Source organism: Sphingomonas sp. Ant20 (assembly GCF_000783375.1).
GTDB lineage: Bacteria > Pseudomonadota > Alphaproteobacteria > Sphingomonadales > Sphingomonadaceae > Sphingomonas > Sphingomonas aerolata.
Map to the genome: position 1 here is coordinate 1 of NZ_JRVI01000143.1, position 2,872 is coordinate 2,872.

Below are 2,872 nucleotides of genomic sequence, written 5' to 3' on the forward strand. Positions count from 1 at the left end.
CCACGACCGCCGCGCGCCTGAGCATCCCGCGGTCGCGCGCGAACAGCCGCGCGATCGCCGCCGCCGCCGCGGTCGCATCGCGCGCGGTATAGAGCTCGCTGGCATGCCGGTCCGCAATCTCGGCGCACCCGCCCGTATCGGGCACGATCAGCGGCAGCCCCGACGCCATCGCCTCCGACGCGACCAGCCCGAACGGCTCGGCCTCCGACCCGTGGATCAGCGCGTCGCAGCTCGCCATGATCGCGGCCAGCCGCTCGCGGTCATAGACCGGCGCGAACATCCGGATATGCGGCGATCCGCCGATCCGCCGCGCGATCGCCTTGCTCTGGCTGCCCGTGCCGAACAGGATCAGCCCGATCGGTAGGTCGGTGCCCGCGCGCGCGACCGCGTCGACGACCAGCGGCCAGCGCTTCTCGCCGTGATGCCGGCCAAGCCCGATCAGCAGCATCGCGTCCGCCGGCAACCCGCATTGCTGCAACAGCCGCGCCCGCAGCGCCTCGTCGCGCAGCCGCGGCGAGAAATGGCCGCGCTCGATCCCCAGCGGCATCGCCGCATCGATCCGGACCCCACGCGCGCGCAACCGTTTCTCCAGTGCGGGTCCGTTGGTGACGACCGTATCGAACCGCGTCAGGAACCGGTTCATGTACCGGCTGTACCAGCCGAACGCGCGCTCGATCCGGTCGTGGCTGGCGAACCCCGCGAACCAGCGCTGCGCATAGGCGGCGATATTGTCGTTGTGCATGAAGAAGGATTTCAGCGCGCGCTGCTGCCCGTCGGGCCCCATCCAGTCGCCGACGAACCAAGCGGGCCGCCACGGCGAACAGCATTCGACCACATCCGGATCGAGGTCGTCGAGCACCCGGTGGATCGCCGCACGGTCCCAGAACAGGCCGTAGTTGCGATCGAACGGCATTCCCGGCGATTTGAGATAGATCACGCGCCCGCCACCCGGCCGCTCCTCGACGCGGTCCTCGCGGCCCGGCGCGACGACGATCAGCTCGTGCCCCAGATCGGCGAGGATCCCCATCTTCCGGTCGATATAGGTGCGCACCCCACCGCCGGTCGGCGAGTAAAATTCGTTGACGTCGACGATCCGCATCTCAGCCCGCCCGCCCCCTCACTTGCCGTCCAATGGGCCAAACCCGCCCAGCCCGCGCAGATATTGCGCGCGGATCGTGACATGCGTGAGTCCGGGCCCGACCTCGATGATCGCCTGGTCGACCTTGGGTCGCGATCGGCCGAGCCGGTCGCCCTTCACGAACCCCGCGCCGTCCGACCAGACACTGAACTTGGCCCGGCCGTCACGGTCGTGCGTGAACAGCAGCGCGTAGCGGCCCGGATGCGGCACGCGGATGCACAAGGCGGTCGGGCCGGTCGCGGGGGCCGGCACGCTGATGCGGCGAAACGTCTTGCCCGCCGCGATCAGGTCGCGGTCGCCGCGCAGGAAATCGGCCTCGTCGGGCGGATAGAGCTCGAGCTTCAGATTGCCCTTGCGATCCTTCAGTCCGACGATTGTCGCTGCGATCGCCGGCCCTTCGTCACGCTCGCACGCCTGCGCGTCGCTGCCGAGCATCGGCTCCTGGACTGCCACCCGACCGCCGGCCCATGCCGGGGCGGCGCCCGCGATCAGCCCCGCCAGCATCATCCCCGCCCCAAGCAATCGGTTCACGCACGCGTCCTCATCGCGATCGCATGCCCGCTGAATATGACAATCAGAATGACATGGACGAGCAGCGTAAGCGCCGCGGTGAACGCGACGAGCTCGGACAGCGCCTGATCCTGGCCGATCAACAGGATCGCGAAATTGGCGAACAGCAGGTCCTTGTTCGGCACCAGCGGCAGCCGCGACACCAGCAGCCGCCCCGCCGCGAGGAACAGCCACATCGCGATCGACACGCCGGGCAGCGCGAAATGCCAGGCGAGCGCGATCAGCAGCGATCCGCACATCAGCCGGATGCAGTGGATCATGAACACCCACCACAAGGTCGCGCGTGGCAGCGAGAAGACGCGCCGCGAGAAGATCAGGAACGGCAGCGAAATCGCAAAGGTGATCGCCGCCGACCCCAGCACGGTCTTGAACAGGTCGGGCGGCAACAGGTCGCGGCTCAGCGGCAGCGCGATCGCCACCATCGCCAGCGTGATCGCGTTGCCCGCAATCGCCGACAGGATCGTCACGTCCTTCACCGCGCCGAACGGCGACGCCACCATCCGTGCGCGCGCCCGCGCCCAGGCATAGAAATAGGCGTCGCCCGAATAGCCGAACACCACTTCGTTCGCGATCCGCTTCTTGATCAGCGCGACCAGCCCCGCGACCGGGATCCCCCATAACCGGCGGAAGATCACGTAATCCCCCCGTCGGCGGCGACATGTAGAGCAGCGCGAAACACAGATAGAATCGCGGGTCGGACGGCACCGACCGCGACAGTCCGGCCAGCCCATGCGCGAACAGCTCGCGCGCGAGCCCCGCGATCATCGCCAGCGTCAGCACCGCGCCGATGATCGCCGGCCACCGGCTGCGAAAGGTCTTCAGCGGTTCGAGCCCGACGATATCGGCCCCCGCCTGCGCCACGCCCGCCTGCACCACCCCGGCCGCGGAACGACCCGGCGGGTTCCCGGCCGTCAGCGCGGAGCCCGTCATACGCGTACGCATCGAACGATCCTCGTCCTGTACCGCGCACCCGGCCTTTCCGGGCATGCCATCACGCCGCGCCAATAGCCGCCCCGCCGCCGGCTTGCACGTGAAGATCGAGTCATCCGTCCCCGAACCCGCGCGGTTCGCCGCCGCTTACCCTCTCGCCATCGCGCCCCCGGCCGCGCCATCTGTGCGCGATGCCCGGCGCGCACCACATCCTCACCTATGCGGAAACCTGTC

At 69.1% G+C, this 2,872-nt stretch carries 3 protein-coding genes; all 3 read right to left on the reverse strand.

What is annotated here, in order from left to right:
* Positions 1–1,099, reverse strand: a 1,099-nt coding sequence (locus NI18_RS15410) for a glycosyltransferase (protein WP_037531176.1), incomplete at its 3' end; no start/stop codon positions are given.
* An 18-nt stretch (positions 1,100–1,117) separates the two neighbouring features.
* Positions 1,118–1,669, reverse strand: coding sequence for a DUF2141 domain-containing protein (locus NI18_RS15415; RefSeq protein WP_306286452.1), 552 nt, complete (start codon positions 1,667–1,669; stop codon positions 1,118–1,120).
* Positions 1,666–2,343: a hypothetical protein gene (locus NI18_RS15420; RefSeq protein ID WP_347574868.1), complete on the reverse strand. Its 678-nt coding sequence runs from the start codon at positions 2,341–2,343 to the stop codon at positions 1,666–1,668. Before NI18_RS15420 ends, NI18_RS15415 begins: the two co-directional genes overlap by 4 nt.
* Positions 2,344–2,872: the final 529 nt, after the last annotated feature.